General features: G+C 72.2%; 20 protein-coding genes. 5 read left to right on the top strand and 15 right to left on the bottom strand.

The features are described 5' to 3' along the window. Nucleotides 1–31 precede the first annotated feature (31 nt). The 5 genes from ACZ5XZ_RS25060 to hisI form a co-directional block, all read right to left on the bottom strand. The gene (locus ACZ5XZ_RS25060) at nucleotides 32–478 is read right to left on the bottom strand and encodes a DUF2752 domain-containing protein (protein ID WP_468981690.1); all 447 of its coding nucleotides are present in this window, start codon (nucleotides 476–478) and stop codon (nucleotides 32–34) included. 164 nt (nucleotides 479–642) lie between these two features. Beyond that, entirely contained in the window at nucleotides 643–882 is a 240-nt protein-coding gene (locus tag ACZ5XZ_RS25065; RefSeq protein WP_384442395.1) for an HGxxPAAW family protein, read from the bottom strand. An 86-nt stretch (nucleotides 883–968) separates the two neighbouring features. Next, a complete protein-coding gene (locus tag ACZ5XZ_RS25070) occupies nucleotides 969–1,610 on the bottom strand; it encodes a TIGR02234 family membrane protein (RefSeq protein ID WP_468981692.1) in 642 nt (213 codons plus the stop codon). A gap of 67 nt (nucleotides 1,611–1,677) precedes the next feature. Then, nucleotides 1,678–3,219, bottom strand: a complete 1,542-nt coding sequence (locus ACZ5XZ_RS25075; protein WP_468981695.1) for an anthranilate synthase component I — start codon at nucleotides 3,217–3,219, stop codon at nucleotides 1,678–1,680. Between the two features lie 11 nt (nucleotides 3,220–3,230). Next, entirely contained in the window at nucleotides 3,231–3,617 is a 387-nt protein-coding gene (gene hisI / locus ACZ5XZ_RS25080) for a phosphoribosyl-AMP cyclohydrolase (RefSeq protein WP_384442402.1), read from the bottom strand. A 32-nt stretch (nucleotides 3,618–3,649) separates the two neighbouring features. Between hisI and ACZ5XZ_RS25085 the strand changes: the two genes are divergently transcribed. After that, a complete protein-coding gene (locus tag ACZ5XZ_RS25085) occupies nucleotides 3,650–3,790 on the top strand; it encodes a hypothetical protein (protein WP_468981696.1) in 141 nt (46 codons plus the stop codon). Nucleotides 3,791–3,829: 39 nt separating this feature from the next. On the opposite strand, the gene ACZ5XZ_RS25090 is transcribed toward ACZ5XZ_RS25085, so the two are convergent. Next, nucleotides 3,830–4,462, bottom strand: coding sequence for a TIGR03085 family metal-binding protein (locus ACZ5XZ_RS25090; protein WP_468981698.1), 633 nt, complete (start codon nucleotides 4,460–4,462; stop codon nucleotides 3,830–3,832). 9 nt (nucleotides 4,463–4,471) lie between these two features. Further along, nucleotides 4,472–5,416 carry a LysR family transcriptional regulator gene (locus ACZ5XZ_RS25095; RefSeq protein ID WP_468981700.1) on the bottom strand — a complete coding sequence of 315 codons (945 nt, stop codon included), beginning with the start codon at nucleotides 5,414–5,416 and terminating at the stop codon, nucleotides 4,472–4,474. A 95-nt stretch (nucleotides 5,417–5,511) separates the two neighbouring features. Between ACZ5XZ_RS25095 and ACZ5XZ_RS25100 the strand changes: the two genes are divergently transcribed. Genes ACZ5XZ_RS25100 through ACZ5XZ_RS25110 form a run of 3 tightly spaced genes read left to right on the top strand, consistent with a single transcriptional unit; the run spans nucleotide 5,512 to nucleotide 8,961 of the window. After that, nucleotides 5,512–6,267 (top strand): succinate dehydrogenase, encoded by a 756-nt coding sequence (locus ACZ5XZ_RS25100; protein WP_468981702.1) that lies wholly within the window; start codon nucleotides 5,512–5,514, stop codon nucleotides 6,265–6,267. Nucleotides 6,268–6,271: 4 nt separating this feature from the next. Then, the gene (locus ACZ5XZ_RS25105; RefSeq protein ID WP_468981704.1) at nucleotides 6,272–8,221 is read left to right on the top strand and encodes a fumarate reductase/succinate dehydrogenase flavoprotein subunit; all 1,950 of its coding nucleotides are present in this window, start codon (nucleotides 6,272–6,274) and stop codon (nucleotides 8,219–8,221) included. Then, complete coding sequence (locus ACZ5XZ_RS25110; RefSeq protein ID WP_468981705.1) at nucleotides 8,218–8,961, top strand: succinate dehydrogenase/fumarate reductase iron-sulfur subunit; 744 nt, start codon at nucleotides 8,218–8,220, stop codon at nucleotides 8,959–8,961. Before ACZ5XZ_RS25105 ends, ACZ5XZ_RS25110 begins: the two co-directional genes overlap by 4 nt. Nucleotides 8,962–9,010: 49 nt before the next feature. Here ACZ5XZ_RS25110 and hisF read toward each other — a convergent pair whose 3' ends face one another. Genes hisF through hisD form a run of 8 tightly spaced genes read right to left on the bottom strand, consistent with a single transcriptional unit; the run spans nucleotide 9,011 to nucleotide 14,798 of the window. After that, entirely contained in the window at nucleotides 9,011–9,775 is a 765-nt protein-coding gene (hisF, locus tag ACZ5XZ_RS25115) for an imidazole glycerol phosphate synthase subunit HisF (RefSeq protein ID WP_468981708.1), read from the bottom strand. Then, nucleotides 9,772–10,185: a Rid family hydrolase gene (locus ACZ5XZ_RS25120; protein ID WP_468981710.1), complete on the bottom strand. Its 414-nt coding sequence runs from the start codon at nucleotides 10,183–10,185 to the stop codon at nucleotides 9,772–9,774. Before ACZ5XZ_RS25120 ends, hisF begins: the two co-directional genes overlap by 4 nt. After that, entirely contained in the window at nucleotides 10,182–10,907 is a 726-nt protein-coding gene (gene priA, locus ACZ5XZ_RS25125; RefSeq protein WP_468981712.1) for a bifunctional 1-(5-phosphoribosyl)-5-((5-phosphoribosylamino)methylideneamino)imidazole-4-carboxamide isomerase/phosphoribosylanthranilate isomerase PriA, read from the bottom strand. The genes ACZ5XZ_RS25120 and priA overlap by 4 nt, the downstream gene beginning before the upstream one ends. An 8-nt stretch (nucleotides 10,908–10,915) precedes the next feature. Then, entirely contained in the window at nucleotides 10,916–11,566 is a 651-nt protein-coding gene (hisH, locus tag ACZ5XZ_RS25130) for an imidazole glycerol phosphate synthase subunit HisH (RefSeq protein ID WP_468981714.1), read from the bottom strand. Further along, a complete protein-coding gene (locus ACZ5XZ_RS25135) occupies nucleotides 11,563–11,727 on the bottom strand; it encodes a hypothetical protein (RefSeq protein ID WP_468981716.1) in 165 nt (54 codons plus the stop codon). Before ACZ5XZ_RS25135 ends, hisH begins: the two co-directional genes overlap by 4 nt. 4 nt (nucleotides 11,728–11,731) lie before the next feature. Beyond that, nucleotides 11,732–12,325 (bottom strand): imidazoleglycerol-phosphate dehydratase HisB, encoded by a 594-nt coding sequence (gene hisB / locus ACZ5XZ_RS25140; protein ID WP_399147589.1) that lies wholly within the window; start codon nucleotides 12,323–12,325, stop codon nucleotides 11,732–11,734. After that, the gene (locus ACZ5XZ_RS25145; RefSeq protein WP_468981841.1) at nucleotides 12,322–13,464 is read right to left on the bottom strand and encodes a histidinol-phosphate transaminase; all 1,143 of its coding nucleotides are present in this window, start codon (nucleotides 13,462–13,464) and stop codon (nucleotides 12,322–12,324) included. The genes hisB and ACZ5XZ_RS25145 overlap by 4 nt, the downstream gene beginning before the upstream one ends. A gap of 8 nt (nucleotides 13,465–13,472) precedes the next feature. After that, nucleotides 13,473–14,798, bottom strand: a complete 1,326-nt coding sequence (gene hisD / locus ACZ5XZ_RS25150) for a histidinol dehydrogenase (RefSeq protein ID WP_468981719.1) — start codon at nucleotides 14,796–14,798, stop codon at nucleotides 13,473–13,475. A gap of 272 nt (nucleotides 14,799–15,070) precedes the next feature. Between hisD and ACZ5XZ_RS25155 the strand changes: the two genes are divergently transcribed. Beyond that, nucleotides 15,071–16,672, top strand: a complete 1,602-nt coding sequence (locus ACZ5XZ_RS25155; protein WP_468981722.1) for an oxidoreductase — start codon at nucleotides 15,071–15,073, stop codon at nucleotides 16,670–16,672. The last annotated feature ends 391 nt before the right edge of the window (nucleotides 16,673–17,063 follow it).

A 17,063-nucleotide genomic window follows, 5' to 3' on the forward strand; every position in this document is an offset into this window, starting at 1 on the left:
CCCACCAGCTGGACATCTCCGGGGCCCCGGGTCACGGTGCCAGACCGCTGCCGAAGGGGAGGTTGCGGACGACCGTGAAGGCCAGCAGCAGCCCGCCCAGGGCCCACCAGTGGACGGCGCGCGGGCGGGGGCCCGGCGTACGGCGGCCCCGCGCGGCACGGCCGAGCCAGACCGCCCAGAAGACCGCGCAGACCGCGAAGCCGGCCACCGCGAGCGCATTGGCGCCCAGGGCGGCGGCCAGGTCGCCGTGCGCGAGGGCGTGGGCGCTGCGCAGGCCGCCGCAGGCCGGGCAGTACACGCCGGTGAGGTGCAGCAGCGGGCAGACGGGGTAGTGGCCGGGCTCGTTCGGGTCGACGGCTCCGACGGCGGCGAAGGCGGCGGCGACGGCCGCGAGGGCGCCCAGGGGCGCCGCGAGACGGCGGGGCACGCCGCCCGCCGGCCGGGCTTCCGGCCGGGCCTGCGCCAGGGGATCGCTCACGTGCCGATTGTGCTGCCATGCGCGCGAAGGCGCAGCTTCTCGGCCGCCGTACGGGGTGTGCACGGACGGCGGGCACGGCACCCGCGGGTGCGTACGGGCCGGGAAGCGGCGCCTTCGGGGGGAGGTGCGAGGTGGCGCCGGGACCCGGCGCCACGGGAGCGTGGTCAGCTCTCCTGCGGCTGTGCCTGGACGGCCGGCTTCGCCGAGCGCTTGGGCTCCTGGCCCAGGCCGGCCGCGCGCATCAGCCCACCCACCACGGCACCGGCGGCGATCAGCACCATGCCGGCCCAGAAGCCCGGCACGCTGTTCAGCACGATGAAGGCTCCGGCGACACAGAAGCCGATGAACGAGATGATGACGCCGGTCCAGGCGGCGGGGGTGTGTCCGTGGCCACTGCTCGACATTGACTGCTCCTCGTTGCTCTCTCGCGCCTGGGTCGGGGCGCGGTGATCCTCGCGGTCCATTGTCACCGATGCCGGGGCGGCCCCCCTTACCGGGTGGGGTCCTCGCCGCGGTCCAGGGACTTCCAGATCTCCTCCGGACGGTCCGGATCCGGGGCGGCCGCGGCGCGCCGCGGACCCCGGGCGCCGCCGGGGGTGCGCTCGTAACGGCCCGACATCGCAGGCCAGTGGCGCCCGTACACCAGCGCCAGCAGCCCGGCGATCAGCAGCAGCAGGCCGCCGGCCGCGGCCACCCACGGCCAGCCGGTGTGCGTGACGTGATGCACATCGGCGCCGGTCAGGCCGACCGCGGTGGCGGCCTTCTCGCGCAGCGCCGAGGTGTCGGCGTTGCCCAGCACCGCGGCGGCGACGACGCCGGCGCCGCTGAGCGCGAGCAGCGCGGCCACCGCGATCCGGCCGGCCCGGCGGACCGCGAAGACCGCGACCAGCGCGGCCAGGCCGACGACGGCCAGCGCGCCGGGTACGCCGGTGACGTCCGCGCCGGTCACGGTGCGCGGCAGCTCGCCCTGGGCCAGCACCGCGGAGCCCCGGGCCCAGATGCGGCCGGAGGCCAGCAGCGCCAGGCCCGCGCCGGCCGCGCCGGCCAGCAGGGCCAGGGCCAGGCTGCGCTTGGCGTTGCGGGGCCCGGGGGCGGGCGCGGCGTCTGTGGGGGTCTGGGGTGCGGCACTCACGCGTACCACTATCGCGCACCGGCCGGCACGGCCCGGCGCGCGGGGTGGCACCGGACGGCGCGGCCGGCTACTTGCCCAGGTGATTGGCCGTGTGCACCGCGCGCAGCACGGCGGCCGCCTTGTTACGGCACTCGGTGTCCTCGGCCACCGGGTCGGAGTCGGCAACCACGCCGGCGCCCGCCTGGACGTAGGCGGTGCCGCCGCGCAGCAGCGCCGTGCGGATCGCGATGGCGGTGTCGGAGTCCCCCGCGAAGTCGAGGTAGCCCACACAGCCGCCGTACAGACCGCGCCGGGTCGGCTCCAGCTCCTCGATGATCTGCATGGCGCGCGGCTTGGGGGCGCCGGAGAGGGTGCCGGCCGGGAAGCAGGCGGTGAGCACGTCGAAGGCGGTACGGCCCTCGGCCACCGTTCCGGTGACCGTGGAGACGATGTGCATCACATGGCTGTAGCGCTCGACGGACATGAAGTCGACGACCTCGACGCTGCCCGGCTCGCAGACCCGGCCCAGGTCGTTGCGGCCCAGGTCGACCAGCATCAGATGCTCGGCGCGCTCCTTGGGGTCGGCCATCAGCTCGTCCGCCAGGGCCTGGTCCTCGGGGACGGATGAGCCGCGCGGGCGGGTGCCGGCGATGGGGTGGACCATGGCGCGGCCGGCCTCGACCTTCACCAGCGCCTCGGGGCTGGAGCCGACCACGTCGAAGGCGCTGTCCGGGCCGTCGCCGCCCTCGAAGCGGAAGAGGTACATGTACGGGCTGGGGTTGGTGGCCCGCAGCACCCTGTAGACGTCCAACGCGCTTGCCGTGCAGGGGGTTTCGAAGCGCTGGGAGGGCACGACCTGGAAGGCCTCGCCGGCCCGGATGCGCTCTTTGACGTCCTCGACGGCGTCCTGGTAGGCGGCGCCGCCCCATGCGACGGTGAACGGCGGGACCTGCGACGGCGGCAGCGCCGCGGCACTGGCGTGCGCGGGCCGGGCGAGGTCGTCGGCCATGGTGTCCAGGCGGGCCACGGCGTCCGCGTAGGCCTCGTCGATGCCGGTGTCGAGGTCGTTGTGGTTGATCGCGTTGGCGATCAGCAGGACCGTGCCGCTCCAGTGGTCGAGGACGGCGAGGTCGGAGGTGAGCAGCATGCTCAGCTCGGGCAGCCGGAGGTCGTCGGTGGTGCTGTCGCCGATCTTCTCCAGGCGGCGCACGACGTCGTAGCCGAGGTAGCCGACCATGCCGCCGGTGAACGGCGGCAGCCCCGCGTCCTCGATGAGGTCGCGGGGGGTGTGCAGCGCCTCGACGGTGGCGCGCAGCGCGTCGAGCGGGTCGCCGTCGGTGGGGACGCCGACCGGCGGGGTGCCGAGCCAGTGCGCCTGTCCGTCGCGGGTGGTCAGGGTGGCGGCGCTGCGGACGCCGATGAAGGAGTAGCGCGACCACGTGCGGCCGTTCTCGGCGGACTCCAGCAGGAAGGTGCCGGGGCGCTCGGCGGCGAGTTTGCGGTAGAGCCCGACCGGCGTGTCGCCGTCCGCGAGCAGGCGCCGGGTGACGGGGATGACCCGCCGGTCCTTGGCGAGGGTGCGGAAGGTGTCGAGGTCCGGATTGGCGGTGCCGGTGGTTCCCGTGGTCATGGCAGCGGAGCCTACTGGTCCCGGTCGGCCTCGGTGGCCAGTACGTCCGCGTCGAAGCAGGTGCGCGCGCCGGTGTGGCAGGCGGCGCCGACCTGGTCGACCTTGACCAGAACGGTGTCCGCGTCGCAGTCCAGCGCCACCGATTTCACGTACTGGAAGTGGCCGGAGGTGTCGCCCTTGACCCAGTACTCCTGGCGGCTGCGGCTCCAGTACGTGCAGCGCCCGGTGGTCAGGGTGCGGTGCAGCGCCTCGTCGTCCATCCACCCCATCATCAGCACCTCGCCGGTGTCGTACTGCTGGGCGATGGCGGGGACCAGGCCGTCGGCGCCGCGCTTGAGGCGGGCGGCGACGGCGGGGTCCAACAGGGAGTCGGCGGCGGTGGTGCGGCTGCTGGTCATGGGTCCATTGTGCCGTGCGGCATCCTGCAGACATGCCTCCTTCGCCGCCCGTGCCGCCACCGCCGCCGGATCCGGACCGCGCCGCGCGGGTGGCGGCGCTGGTGCTGGCGGCGGTGTTCGTGGCGGCGGTGGTGGTGGCCGTGGTGGTGGCGGTGGTGGTGCTGCGGATCTAGGGCCAGGGGGTTTCACCCAGGGGGTTTCCGCGACGTCGCTCAGATCCCCAGCTTCGCCGCCATCAGCCGCTCGATCGCCTCCTTGTCCCCCTCCAGCTCCACGTCTGCGGCCTGCTGCCGGCCGAAGGCGAACATGGTCAGCTCGCCCGGCTCCCCGACGACGGTGACCACCGGGGTGCCGCGGTGCGCCACCGCGGTCCGCCCGTCCGGCCGCCGCAACACGAGCCCCACCGGCGACTTGCGGCCGAGCAGCCGGGCCATCCGCTCGATCCTCGACCACAGGGCGTCGGCGAAGACCGGGTCCGGCTCCCGCGGGCCGAAGTCCGGCTGCGCCCGCCGCACGTCCTCGGCGTGGACGTAGAACTCGACCGTGTTGGAGGCCTCGTCGACCTGCTTCAACGAGAACGGCGAGAACCGCGGCGGCCCGGTCCTGATCAGCTGGATCAGCTCCTCGTACGGCTTGGCGGCGAACTCCGCCTGTACCCGCTCCAGCCGGGCCGCCAGCGGCTTGACCAGGAGCCCGCCGGCCGCGTCGGCGCGCCGCTCGCGCACCACCACGTGCGCGGCCAGGTCGCGCGCGGTCCAGTTCTCACACAGGGTCGGCGCCTCGGGTCCCGCGCTCTCCAACAGGTCGGCGAGGAGGAGCCGTTCACGCTTGGCATGGGTCGACATGCCGCCAGCCTACGACCGGCCCGGATCACCCGCCACGGCGCCGCGCGCCCCGGCCGTCAAGGCTCCCGGCTCCAGGCGCTGCCGGAGGATCCGCTCCAGCTCGCGGGCGGCGCGCGGCGGGGAGACGTCGCCGCGGTGGGCGACGGAGACCACGCGGTGCATGCCGGGGGTCGCGAAGCGGGTGACGCGCAGCCCGGAGCGCTCGGCGACCATGCTGGGGACGACGGCGATGCCGAGGCCGGCCCGTACGAAGCCGAGGACGGCGTCCATCTCGCCGCCCTCGACGGTGAAGGTGGGTTCGAAGCCGGCCGCGCGGCATGCGGCGGTGGTGAATTCCCGCAGGTCGTAGCCTCGGCGGAACATCGCCAGCGGGCGGCCGCGGAGGTCCTCGACCTGGATGCGGGTGCGGCGGCCGCCCGGTGGGGCGGGCCGGTCCGGCGCGGAGACCACGACGAGTTCCTCGCGCAGCAGGTCGGAGGTGGCCAGGGCCGGGGCCTGGTCCGGGAGCGGGGTGATGATCAGGGCCAGGTCCAGTTCGCCGTCGGCCAGCGCGCGGACGAGGTCCTGCGAGCCGTCCTCGGTGACGAGCAGGTCGACGCCGGGGTAGGTGGCGTGGAAGACGCTCAGGACGTCGGGGACGAGGCTGGCGCAGAGGCTGGGCGGGGCGCCGAGGCGGAGCCGGCCGCGGCGCAGCTGGGCGACCTCCTGCACCTCGCGGCGGGCGGTCTCGGTGTCGGCGAGGATCCGCCGGGCGAGCGGCAGCAGGGTCTCGCCGGCGTCGGTGAGGCTGATGTGGCCGCGGGCGCGGTGGAACAGCTCGGCGCCCAACTCCCTTTCCAGAGAGCGGATTTGCTGGGAGAGGGAGGGCTGGGCGACATGCTCGCGCTCGGCGGCGCGGGTGAAGTGGCGGGTGTCGGCCACGGCGGTGAAGTAGCGGAGCTGCTGCAGCTGCATAAGGCGAATGTAAAGCATCGATAGGCCTGGCCTATGGAGATGAGCCGGACCATGTCTTGGACTGATGGGTAGCTCGGTCCTTACCGTCGGGACCCATGGCACTGGACACACGGGCAGAACGACGGCCTGCGAAGGAGAAACCGCGAGAGCGCTCCGTGAGGGGCGGTGGTCGGGCGACGGGTGGGCGCGCGTTCTGGGACTCGTCCGTCGGCAAGAAGACGGTGATGGCCGTCAGCGGCCTGATCATGCTGCTCTACTTGGTCGTCCACATGATCGGCAACCTGAAGATCTTCTTCGGGTCGGGCGAGTTCAACCACTACGCGCACTGGCTGCGCACGGTCGGCGAGCCCTTCATGCACTACGAGTGGACGCTGTGGCTGATCCGCGTCGTCCTCGTGGCCGCCGTCGTCGCCCACGCCACGTCCGCGTACCAGCTCAGCCGCCGCGGCATCAAGGCGCGCCCCGGCAAGTACGTGCACAAGCGGCCGCGCGCCGGCTACGCCACCCGCACCATGCGCTGGGGCGGGATCATCCTCGGCCTGTTCATCGTGTGGCACGTCCTGGACCTGACGACCGGCACGGTGCACCCGAACGGCTTCCAGGCCGGGCACCCGTACCAGAACGTCGTCGACACCTTCTCGACCTGGTACGGCAACGTCGTCTACATCGTCGCGATGGTCGCCCTCGGCTTCCACATCCAGCACGGGTTCTGGAGTGCCGCGCAGACCCTCGGCGTCGGCAGCCGCGCCCGCGACCGCGCCCTGAAGACCGCCGGCAACGTCCTCGCCGTACTGCTCACGCTCGGCTTCGTCGCCGTGCCCGTGGGCGTCATGAGCGGATTGGTGAGCTGAATCCATGACCTCGTACCCCCAGTACGCGACCGGGGAGCCGGTCGTCGACACCAAGGCCCCGGCCGGTCCCGTCAACGAGCGCTGGGACACCCGCCGCTTCGAAGCGAAGCTGGTCAACCCCGCCAACCGCCGCAAGCACACCGTCATCGTCGTCGGCACCGGTCTCGCGGGCGGCTCGGCTGGCGCCACGCTCGCCGAGCAGGGCTACCACGTCGTGCAGTTCTGCTACCAGGACTCGCCGCGCCGGGCGCACTCCATCGCCGCGCAGGGCGGCATCAACGCGGCGAAGAACTACCGCAACGACGGCGACTCGGTGCACCGGCTGTTCTACGACACCGTCAAGGGCGGCGACTTCCGGGCGCGGGAGTCCAACGTGCACCGGCTCGCGCAGATATCGGTCGAGATCATCGACCAGTGCGTGGCCCAGGGCGTGCCGTTCGCCCGTGAGTACGGCGGTCTGCTCGACACCCGGTCGTTCGGCGGGGTGCAGGTGTCCCGGACGTTCTACGCCCGGGGCCAGACGGGGCAGCAGCTGCTGCTCGGCGCCTACCAGGCGCTGTCCCGGCAGATCGCCGCGGGCAACATCGAGATGCACCCCCGTACCGAGATGCTCGACCTCGTCGTCGTGGACGGCAAGGCGCGCGGCATCGTCGCCCGCGACCTGGTCACCGGCAGGATCGACACCTACTTCGCGGACGCCGTCGTGCTCGCGTCCGGCGGCTACGGCAACGTCTTCTACCTCTCGACGAACGCCATGAACTCCAACGCCACCGCCGTGTGGCGGGCGCACCGCCGCGGCGCCTACTTCGCCAACCCGTGCTTCACCCAGATCCACCCGACCTGCATCCCGCGCACCGGCGACCACCAGTCGAAGCTGACGCTGATGAGCGAGTCGCTGCGCAACGACGGACGGATCTGGGTGCCCAAGGCCAAGGGCGACACCCGTCCGGCGCACGAGATCCCCGAGGACGAGCGCGACTACTACCTGGAGCGCATCTACCCGTCGTTCGGCAACCTCGTGCCCCGTGACATCGCCTCGCGGGCCGCGAAGAACGTGTGCGACGAGGGCCGGGGCGTCGGGCCCGGCGGGCAGGGGGTCTACCTCGACTTCGCCGACGCCATCACGCGCCTGGGCCGCAAGGCCGTCGAGGCCAAGTACGGCAACCTCTTCGACATGTACCAGCGGATCACCGACGAGGATCCGTACCAGGTGCCCATGCGGATCTACCCGGCCGTGCACTACACGATGGGCGGGCTGTGGGTCGACTACGACCTGCAGACCACCGTCCCCGGCCTGTTCGCGATCGGCGAGGCCAACTTCTCCGACCACGGCGCCAACCGGCTCGGCGCGTCCGCCCTCATGCAGGGCCTGGCCGACGGCTACTTCGTGCTGCCGGCCACCATCAACGACTACCTCGCGAGGAACCCGCACAAGGACGAGGTGAACGCCGAGCACCCCGCCACCGTCGAGGTCGTGCGGGAGACCGAGGAGCGGCTCGCGCGGCTGCTCGCCGTCGACGGCGACCGCACCCCGGACTCCTTCCACCGCGAACTCGGCGAACTCATGTGGGAGTTCTGCGGTATGGCCCGCACCGACGAGGGCCTGCGCAAGGCCCTGGACCGTATCCCGCAGATCCGCGAGGAGTTCTGGCGCCGCATCAAGGTGCCCGGGACCGGCGAGGAGTTCAACCAGTCCCTGGAGAAGGCCAACCGCATCGTCGACTACCTGGAGCTGGCCGAGCTGATGTGCCTCGACGCGCTGCACCGCGCCGAGTCCTGCGGCGGCCACTTCCGCGAGGAGTCGCAGACCCCCGACGGCGAGGCCGCCCGCCAGGACGAGGAGTTCTCCTACGCGGCCGCCTGGGAGTTCACCGCCACCGGCGACGCCCCCGTCCTGCACAAGGAAGACCTGGTCTTCGAGTACGTCCACCCCACCCAGCGGAGCTACGCATGAGGCTCACCCTGCGCGTCTGGCGCCAGAAGAACACCGACGCCCCCGGCGCCATGTCCACGTACGAGGTGGACGGCATCTCGCAGGACATGTCGTTCCTGGAGATGCTCGACACCCTCAACGAGGAGCTGATCCTCAAGGGCGACGACCCGGTCGCCTTCGACCACGACTGCCGCGAGGGCATCTGCGGCGCCTGCTCGCTGGTCATCAACGGCGACGCGCACGGCCCGGAGCGCACCACCACCTGCCAGCTGCACATGCGGTCCTTCGAGGACGGCGACACCATCGACGTCGAGCCGTGGCGCGCCTCGGCCTTCCCCGTCGTCAAGGACCTGGTCGTCGACCGCACGGCGTTCGACCGCATCATCCAGGCCGGCGGCTACATCACCGCGCCGACCGGCGCCGCGCCCGAGGCGCACGCGACGCCCGTGCCCAAGCCGGACGCCGACTTCGCCTTCGAGCACGCCGAGTGCATCGGCTGCGGCGCGTGCGTGGCGGCCTGCCCGAACGGCGCGGCGATGCTGTTCACCTCCGCGAAGGTCAACCACCTCAACGTGCTGCCGCAGGGGTCGCCCGAGCGGGAGAGCCGGGTGCTGGACATGGTGGCGCAGATGGACGAGGAGGGTTTTGGCGGCTGCACCCTCGCCGGCGAGTGCGCCACGGCCTGCCCCAAGGGCATCCCGCTGTTCAGCATCACCAGGATGAACCGCGAGTTCGTCCGGGCGGCGCGCAAGGGGCGCTGAGCGGTACGGGGCGCGGCCGGGGCTCTCCTCCGGCCGCGCCGCGCGCGCTTCAGCGGACCGGGTGGCCCGCCTCCCGCAGCGCGTCCTTGACCTGGGGGATGCGCAGGTCGCCGAAGTGGAAGACGGAGGCGGCCAGTACGGCGTCGGCGCCGGCGGCGACGGCCGGGGCGAAGTCCGCGAGCTTCCCGGCGCCGCCCGACGCGATCACCGGGACGGTGACGTGCCTGCGGACGGCCTCGATCATCTCGACGTCGTAGCCGTCCTTGGTGCCGTCGGCGTCCATGGAGTTCAGCAGGATCTCGCCGGCGCCCAGATCGGCGGCGCGGTGGGCCCATTCGACGGCGTCGATGCCGGTGCCGCGGCGGCCGCCGTGGGTGGTGACCTCGAATCCGGACGGGGTGCCGGCGTCGGTGCGGCGGGCGTCGACGGACAGCACCAGGACCTGGCGTCCGAAGCGCTCGGCGATCTCGCGGATCACCTCGGGGCGGGCGATGGCCGCGGTGTTGACGCCGACCTTGTCGGCGCCTGCGCGCAGCAGCTTGTCGACGTCCTCGGGGGTGCGGACGCCGCCGCCGACGGTGAGCGGGATGAAGACCTGCTCGGCGGTGCGGCGGACCACGTCGTAGGTGGTCTCGCGGTTGCCGGAGGAGGCGGTGATGTCGAGGAAGGTCAGCTCGTCGGCGCCCTCCTCACCGTAGATCTTCGCCATCTCGACGGGGTCGCCGGCGTCCCTGAGGTTCTGGAAGTTGACACCCTTGACGACCCGGCCGTTGTCGACGTCCAGGCAGGGGATGACTCGTACGGCCAGGGTCATGACGCGGGGGCCTCTCTGTACGCCTCCAGCTCGACCTCGACAACCAGGCGCGGGTCGACGAAGCCGGAGACGATGATCATGGATGCGGCGGGGCGGACGGGGTCGAACAGCTCCTTGTGAGCGCGTCCGACCTCGTCCACGTCCCGGGCGTGGGTCAGGTACATACGGGTGCGTACGACGTCGTCACGACCGAGACCGACCTGCTCCAGCGCCGACAGCGCGCCCTGGAAGGAGGTGACCGCCTGCTCGTAGGGGTCGGCGGCGACGACCTGCCCGTCGATGACGGAGGCGCAGCCGGAGACCAGCACCAGGCCGTTGGGCAGCTCCACCGCCCGGGAGCGGGCGAAGACGTCCGCCCAGGGGTCCTCGGTCCGCGGGTCGCCGGCCGTGAAGCGGCGTACGCCACTCATGACGCCACGGCCTCCAGGGCCTGCTCCAGCGTGAACGCCTTGGCGTAGAGCGCCTTTCCGACGATCGCGCCCTCCACGCCCTCGGGGACCAGCGAGGCGATCGCCCGCAGGTCGTCGAGGGAGGACACGCCGCCGGAGGCGACGACCGGGCGGTCGGTGGCGGCGCACACGTTGCGCAGCAGGTCGAGGTTGGGGCCCTGGAGGGTGCCGTCCTTGTTGATGTCGGTGACGACGTAGCGGGCACAGCCCTCGGAGTCCAGGCGGGCCAGCGTCTCGTAGAGGTCACCGCCGTCGCGGGTCCAGCCGCGGCCGCGCAGCGTCGTACCGCGCACGTCCAGGCCGACCGCGATCCGGTCGCCGTACTCGGCGATGATCTTGGCGACCCACTCGGGGTTCTCCAGGGCCGCGGTGCCGATGTTGACGCGGGTGCAGCCGGTGGCCAGGGCCGCGGCCAGCGAGTCGTCGTCGCGGATGCCGCCGGACAGCTCGACCTTGATGTCCATGGAGCGGGCGACCTCGGCGATCTGCGCGCGGTTGTCGCCGGTGCCGAAGGCCGCGTCGAGGTCGACGAGGTGCAGCCACTCGGCGCCGGCCCGCTGCCAGGCGAGGGCTGCCTGGAGCGGGTCGCCGTAGGAGGTCTCGGAGCCGGACTCGCCGTGGACGAGGCGGACGGCCTGGCCGTCGCGGACGTCGACGGCGGGGAGGAGTTCAAGCTTCGGCATCTGGGGGCTCACAGGGTGTTGATCCAGTTGGTCAGGAGCTGGGCGCCGGCGTCGCCGGACTTCTCGGGGTGGAACTGGGTGGCCCACAGCGGGCCGTTCTCGACGGCGGCCACGAACGGCTCGCCGTGCGTGGCCCAGGTGACCTTCGGAGCGGCGATGTGCGGGTTGCCGACCTCCAGCTCCCAGTCGTGCACCGCGTAGGAGTGCACGAAGTAGTAGCGGGCGTCGGTGGGCAGACCGGCGAAGAGCCGCGTGCCCTCGGGGGCGTCGACGGTGTTCCAGCCCATGTGCGGGACGACGTCGGCCTTCAGCGGGCCGACCGTGCCGGGCCACTCGTCCAGGCCCTCGGTCTCCACGCCGTGCTCGATGCCCCGGCCGAAGAGGATCTGCATGCCGACGCAGATGCCCATCACCGGGCGGCCGCCGGAGAGCCTGCGGCCGACGACCCAGTCGCCGCGGGCCTCGCGCAGTCCGCGCATGCAGGCGGCGAACGCGCCGACGCCGGGGACCAGCAGCCCCTCGGCGTTCATCGCCCGGTCGTAGTCCCGGGTGATCTCCACATCGGCGCCGACGTGCGCCAGGGCGCGCTCGGCGGAGCGGACGTTGCCGAAGCCGTAGTCGAAGACGACGACCTTCTTACGGGGTGCGACGGCGGTCAATTCCACACCTCCAGCCGCAGCACGCCGGCTACCAGGCACATCGCCGAGCCGATGGACAGCAGCACGATCAGGCTCTTGGGCAGCTGCTGCTTCCAGAAGGAGTAGACGCCGCCGAGGAGGAACAGGCCGACGAGGATGAAGACGGTGGACAGTCCGTTCACGGGACTACAGCGCTCCCTTGGTGGACGGAATGATGCCCGCGGCGCGCGGGTCGCGCTCGCTGGCATAGCGCAGGGCCCGGGCGAGCGCCTTGAACTGGCACTCCACGATGTGGTGGGCGTTGCGGCCGTAGGGCACGTGGATGTGCAGCGCTATCTGGGCCTGCGCGACGAAGGACTCGAAGATGTGCCGGGTCATCGTCGTGTCGTAGCTGCCGATCATCGGCGCCATGTTCTCCGGCTCGGTGTGTACCAGGTACGGGCGGCCGGAGAGGTCGACGGTCACCTGGGCGAGCGACTCGTCCAGCGGGACGGTGCAGTTGCCGAAGCGGTAGATGCCGGACTTGTCGCCGAGGGCCTGCTTGAAGGCGGCACCCAGCGCGAGGGCGGTGTCCTCGATGGTGTGGTGGGTGTCGATGTGCAGATCGCCGTCGGTCTTGACCTTGAGGTCGAACAGGCCGTGCCGGCCGAGCTGGTCGAGCATGTGGTCGTAGAAGCCGACACCTGTCGCCACTTCGACGTCCCCCCTGCCGTCGAGGTCGATCTCGACGAGCACGGACGTTTCCTTCGTTGTGCGCTCCACGCGTCCTACGCGGGTCATCGCTCGTTCTCCTTCAAGCTGCGTTCTTTGAACAGCGTGCGAACCGCGTCGAGGAACGCGTCGTTCTCGGCCGGGGTGCCGGCGGTGACCCGCAGCCAGCCCGGTACGCCGTTGTCACGGACCAGTACGCCCTGATCGAGGATCGCCCGCCAGGCGGCGTGGGCGCCGCCCTCGCCGTCGAATCGGCCGAACTGCACGAAGTTGGCGTCGGAGGCGGTGACCTCGCAGCCGATCGTCCGCAGCTCGGTGACCAGGCGGTCCCGTTCGGCCTTGAGCTGCTCGACGTACTTCAGGAGCGTATCGGTGTGCTCCAGCGCGGCCAGGGCGGTGGCCTGGGTGACCGACGAGAGGTGGTACGGCAGCCGGACGAGTTGGACGGCGTCGACCACGGCCCGGTCGGCGGCGAGGTACCCCAGCCGCAGGCCGGCCGCCCCGAACGCCTTGGACATGGTCCGCGAGACCACCAGATTCGGCCGGCCCTCGATCAGCGGGAGCAGCGAGGGACGGTGGCTGAACTCGCCGTAGGCCTCGTCGATCACCACCAGCGCCCCGGCCGTGTCGGCCTTGGCGGCCTGCGCCGCCTCGTACAGCGCGAGCACCGTCTCCGCCTCGACGGCGGTGCCGGTGGGGTTGTTGGGCGAGCAGATGAAGACCACGTCGGGCCGGCGCTCGGCGATGGTCTGCCGGGCCGCCGCCACGTCGATGGTGAAGTCGTCGTGGCGCGGGCCGGAGATCCACTCCGTGCCCGTGCCGCGCGAGATCAGGCCGTGCATGGAGTACGAGGGCTCGAAGCCGATGGCCGAGCGGCCCGGGCCGCCGAAGGTCTGCAGCAGCTGCTGGATGATCTCGTTCGATCCGTTGGCCGCCCAGACCTGGTCCATGGTGACCTCGTGGCCGCCGGTGCGGGTGAGGTAGCGGGCCAGTTCGGTGCGCAGCTCGACGGCGTCGCGGTCGGGGTAGCGGTTGAGCTGCCGGGCGGCCTCGGTCACCCGCTCGGCGATCCGGGCGACCAGCGGCTCGGGCAGCGGATAGGGGTTCTCGTTGGTGTTCAGGCGTACCGGCACGTCCAGCTGCGGGGCGCCGTAGGGGGACTTGCCGCGCAGCTCGTCCCGGATGGGGAGATCGTCGATGCGGGTCACGTGCCTGCTCACTTGCTCTGGGGGACCTTCCAGCCGAACCTTGCCTTGATCGCCGCGCCGTGGGCCGGGAGGTCCTCGGCCTCGGCGAGGGTCACCACGTGGTGGGCGACCTCGGCCAGTGCGTCGCGGGTGTAGTCCACGACATGGATGCCGCGCAGGAAGGACTGCACGGAGAGCCCCGAGGAGTGGCAGGCGCAGCCGCCGGTGGGAAGGACGTGGTTGGAGCCGGCGCAGTAGTCGCCGAGCGAGACCGGGGCGTACGGGCCGACGAAGATCGCGCCGGCGTTGCGGACCCGGGCCGCCACGGCGGCGGCGTCGGCGGTCTGGACCTCCAGGTGCTCGGCGCCGTACGCGTCGACGATCCGCAGGCCCTCGTCGATGCCGTCGACCAGGACGATGGCGGACTGCCGGCCGGCCAGGGCCGGGGCGATCCGGTCCTCGACGTGCCGGGTCGCCGCGATCTGCGGTGCGAGCTCCTGCTCGGTCTTCTCCGCCAGCGCGACGGAGTCGGTGACCAGGACGGCGGCGGCCATCGGGTCGTGCTCGGCCTGGCTGATCAGGTCGGCGGCGACGTGCGCCGGGTCGGCGGTGTCGTCCGCGAGGATCGCGATCTCGGTGGGCCCGGCCTCGGAGTCGATGCCGATCCGGCCCTTGAGCAGGCGCTTGGCCGCGGCGACGTAGATGTTGCCGGGGCCGGTGACGAGGTTGGCGGGCGGGCACTCGTCGGTGCCGTAGGCGAACATCGCGATGGCCTGGGCGCCGCCGGCGGCGTAGACCTCGTCCACGCCGAGCAGTGCGCAGGTCGCCAGGATCGTCGGGTGCGGCAGGCCGCCGAAGTCCGCCTGCGGGGGCGAGGTCACGGCCAGGGACTCGACGCCGGCCTCCTGCGCGGGGACCACGTTCATCACGACGGACGAGGGGTAGACCGAGCGGCCGCCCGGTACGTACAGCCCCACCCGCTCGACGGGGACCCAGCGCTCGGTGACCGTGCCGCCGGGGACGACCTTGGTGGTGACGTCGCTGCGGCGCTGCTCGCGGTGGACGATCCGGGCGCGCCGGATGGACTCCTCCAGGGCGGCGCGGACGGCCGGATCCAGCTCCTCCAGGGCGGCCTTGAGGGCCTCGGCGGGAACCCGTACCCGCTCGATCTCGACACCGTCGAACCGCCGCGCGTACTCGATCAGCGCCGCGGTGCCGCGATGGCGTACGTCCTCGCAGATGGGCCGCACCTTCTCCAGGGCGGCTTCCACGTCGAACTCGGCACGGGGCAGCAGGTCGCGCAGGGCGCCACCCTCGGGGAGGGCGTCACCGCGCAGATCGATTCGGGAGATCACCTCCCCAGTGTCTCAGACCCGCTCCCTGGCCCGAGCCGCCGTATCACTCAGTGATACACAGCGACGCACGGCCCGGACGCCTGGTGACCCGGCCCCGTGAAGTTGACCGGAGTTGGCCCTGACCACGCGTGTTCAAGCAGTCACGGGGCGGGCAAGGGCCACGTAGCGGCGCACGGGGAGACCTGCGGGACGTGTGCGGTGCCGCGCGCAGACCACGCGCGAAGTGCGTCCGAACAGGTCGCGACACACCACGGGATGGCAAGGGGGACACAGTGACCGAGCCCAGGGACGGCGATGCGCCCGCCGACCTGCGACTGACGTCGGCGGAATGGAGCATGTGGCAGGCCTTCCGCAACGGCAGCACCTGCGATCTGCACATCGGCGACCCGGTGCGCGACGATCCGCACGGACAGCATCTGTGGGGTCCCGAGCGCCGGGTGCGGGCCCGGGTCGTGGCGCTGCTGCTGCTCGACGGGCCGCCCGCGCAGCCGGGCCGGGTGTCGGCGCTCAAGCTCACCGGGGCGTACATCACGGACACTCTCGACGTTGCGGGCGGCACGATCGAGCCATTCGTGGAGCTGCGGGACTGCCGCTTCGAGGCCGAGGTGGTGCTGCCGGAGAGCCGGTTCACCACGCTGCGGCTGGTGAACTGCGCGATACCCCGGCTGGAGGCGGCCCGGCTGCACACCGAGGGCGACCTCCACCTGCCCCGCTGCGTCGTCCAGTCCGGCATCCGCCTCACCGACGCGCACATCGGCACCGACCTGATGCTCAACCAGACGGTCGTCCACAAGGACCGCCAGGGCCGGTCGATCATGGCGGACGGGCTGACCGTCACCCAGGACCTCCAGGCCGAGATGCTGGAGTCCTACGGCGAGCTGTCGCTGCGCGGCGCCACCATCGGCGTCTCGCTGAGCCTGCGCGGCAGCCATCTGAGCAACCCCTTCGGCCGCCGGGCGCTGAACGCCCCCCAGCTCACCGTCGAGCGCACCCTCTATCTGACCGCCGCGGGCCTGGCCAACTCCCCCTTCTCCAGCAGCGCCACTCCCCCGTACGGCATCGCGCACACCCCCTCGCGGGGCACCCGTATGCAGCGCTTCGAGTGCGAGGGCGGGATGCGGCTGGACGACGGCCGGTTCGGCGACGCCGTGGACTTCGAGCACGCCCGCTTCATCATGGAGTCCGACCAGGAACTCTCGCTGCGCCGCATCCAGACCCCCGAGCTGCGCTTCCTCGGTGAACGGCCGCAGCGCGGACGGGTCATCCTCTCCGGCGCCCGGGTCGTCAACCTCGTCGACAAGTCGGCGAGCTGGCCGGGGCTGGGCGGACTGTGGATGGCCGGCTTCGCCTACGAGACGCTGATCCCGCGCGGCCACTTCCCGCTCTCGCAGCGGCTGCAGTGGGTGGCCGCGGCGACCCCCGAGTACGCGCCCGAGCCGTACGAGATGCTCGCCACCTCGCTGCGCCGCAGCGGTGAGGACTCCGACGCCCGGGAGGTGCTGCTGGCCAAGCAGCGGCGGCGCCGCGAGACGCTGCCGCTGGCGGCGAAGGCCTGGGGCTTTCTGCAGGACTGGACGGTGGCCTACGGCTACCGCCCCGGGCGGGCCGCGGTCTGGATGGCCATCCTGTGGGCGATCGGCACGGTCTACTTCTCGACGTCCCCGCCACCGCCCCTCAAACCGGGCGAGGCACCCCCCTGGAACCCCTACCTCTACGCCCTCGACCTGCTGCTTCCGGTGATCGACCTCAACCAGGGCGCCGCCTGGAAACCGGGCGGCACCGCCCAGTGGGCGGCGGCCGTACTGATCCTCGCCGGCTGGGTCCTGGCTACTACGGTGGCGGCCGGGGCGTCTCGCCTACTGCGGCGGGCCTAGTCCCACGTTTTCGGCTTTCCCGCCGTGGGGGTTTCGCTTTTTCGCCTGCGGCGCCTCCGCTGCGCTTTGCTGCGGCCGACTTGTCTGGCTTTCCCGCCGTTGCGCCTGCGGCGGGCTGGTTGCCGCTGCGCGGGGCGTTTCCGGCAGCGGGTGCGCCCCTCCGGACTCCGTCCTGCGGTCCGCCCCCTCCCGTGGGAGGGGGGAAGGAGACCGGTGGGCCTGAACGTCGGCGTTCGTGTGCCGGTAGTGGACAGATCAGGTGTGCCCCCACCGGCCTGTCTTCCCACCCACCCACGGGAGGGGACAGACCGTAGGACGGAGTCCGTAGGGCTGTCACCGCACCCGACAAACAACCGCCCGCCGCAGGCGCAACGGCGCGAAACCAGCACGG

It is taken from the genome of Streptomyces sp. NPDC033270 (genome assembly GCF_055576575.1).

Coding starts and splice junctions, on each gene's coding strand:
- ACZ5XZ_RS25065 (WP_384442395.1), bottom strand. CDS start 882: ATGTCGAGCAGTGGCCACGGACACACCCCCGCCGCCTGGACCGGCGTC.
- ACZ5XZ_RS25075 (WP_468981695.1), bottom strand. CDS start 3,219: ATGACCACGGGAACCACCGGCACCGCCAATCCGGACCTCGACACCTTC.
- hisI (WP_384442402.1), bottom strand. CDS start 3,617: ATGACCAGCAGCCGCACCACCGCCGCCGACTCCCTGTTGGACCCCGCC.
- ACZ5XZ_RS25085 (WP_468981696.1), top strand. CDS start 3,650: ATGCCTCCTTCGCCGCCCGTGCCGCCACCGCCGCCGGATCCGGACCGC.
- ACZ5XZ_RS25090 (WP_468981698.1), bottom strand. CDS start 4,462: ATGTCGACCCATGCCAAGCGTGAACGGCTCCTCCTCGCCGACCTGTTG.
- ACZ5XZ_RS25095 (WP_468981700.1), bottom strand. CDS start 5,416: ATGCAGCTGCAGCAGCTCCGCTACTTCACCGCCGTGGCCGACACCCGC.
- ACZ5XZ_RS25100 (WP_468981702.1), top strand. CDS start 5,512: ATGGCACTGGACACACGGGCAGAACGACGGCCTGCGAAGGAGAAACCG.
- ACZ5XZ_RS25105 (WP_468981704.1), top strand. CDS start 6,272: ATGACCTCGTACCCCCAGTACGCGACCGGGGAGCCGGTCGTCGACACC.
- ACZ5XZ_RS25110 (WP_468981705.1), top strand. CDS start 8,218: ATGAGGCTCACCCTGCGCGTCTGGCGCCAGAAGAACACCGACGCCCCC.
- hisF (WP_468981708.1), bottom strand. CDS start 9,775: ATGACCCTGGCCGTACGAGTCATCCCCTGCCTGGACGTCGACAACGGC.
- ACZ5XZ_RS25120 (WP_468981710.1), bottom strand. CDS start 10,185: ATGAGTGGCGTACGCCGCTTCACGGCCGGCGACCCGCGGACCGAGGAC.
- priA (WP_468981712.1), bottom strand. CDS start 10,907: ATGCCGAAGCTTGAACTCCTCCCCGCCGTCGACGTCCGCGACGGCCAG.
- hisB (WP_399147589.1), bottom strand. CDS start 12,325: ATGACCCGCGTAGGACGCGTGGAGCGCACAACGAAGGAAACGTCCGTG.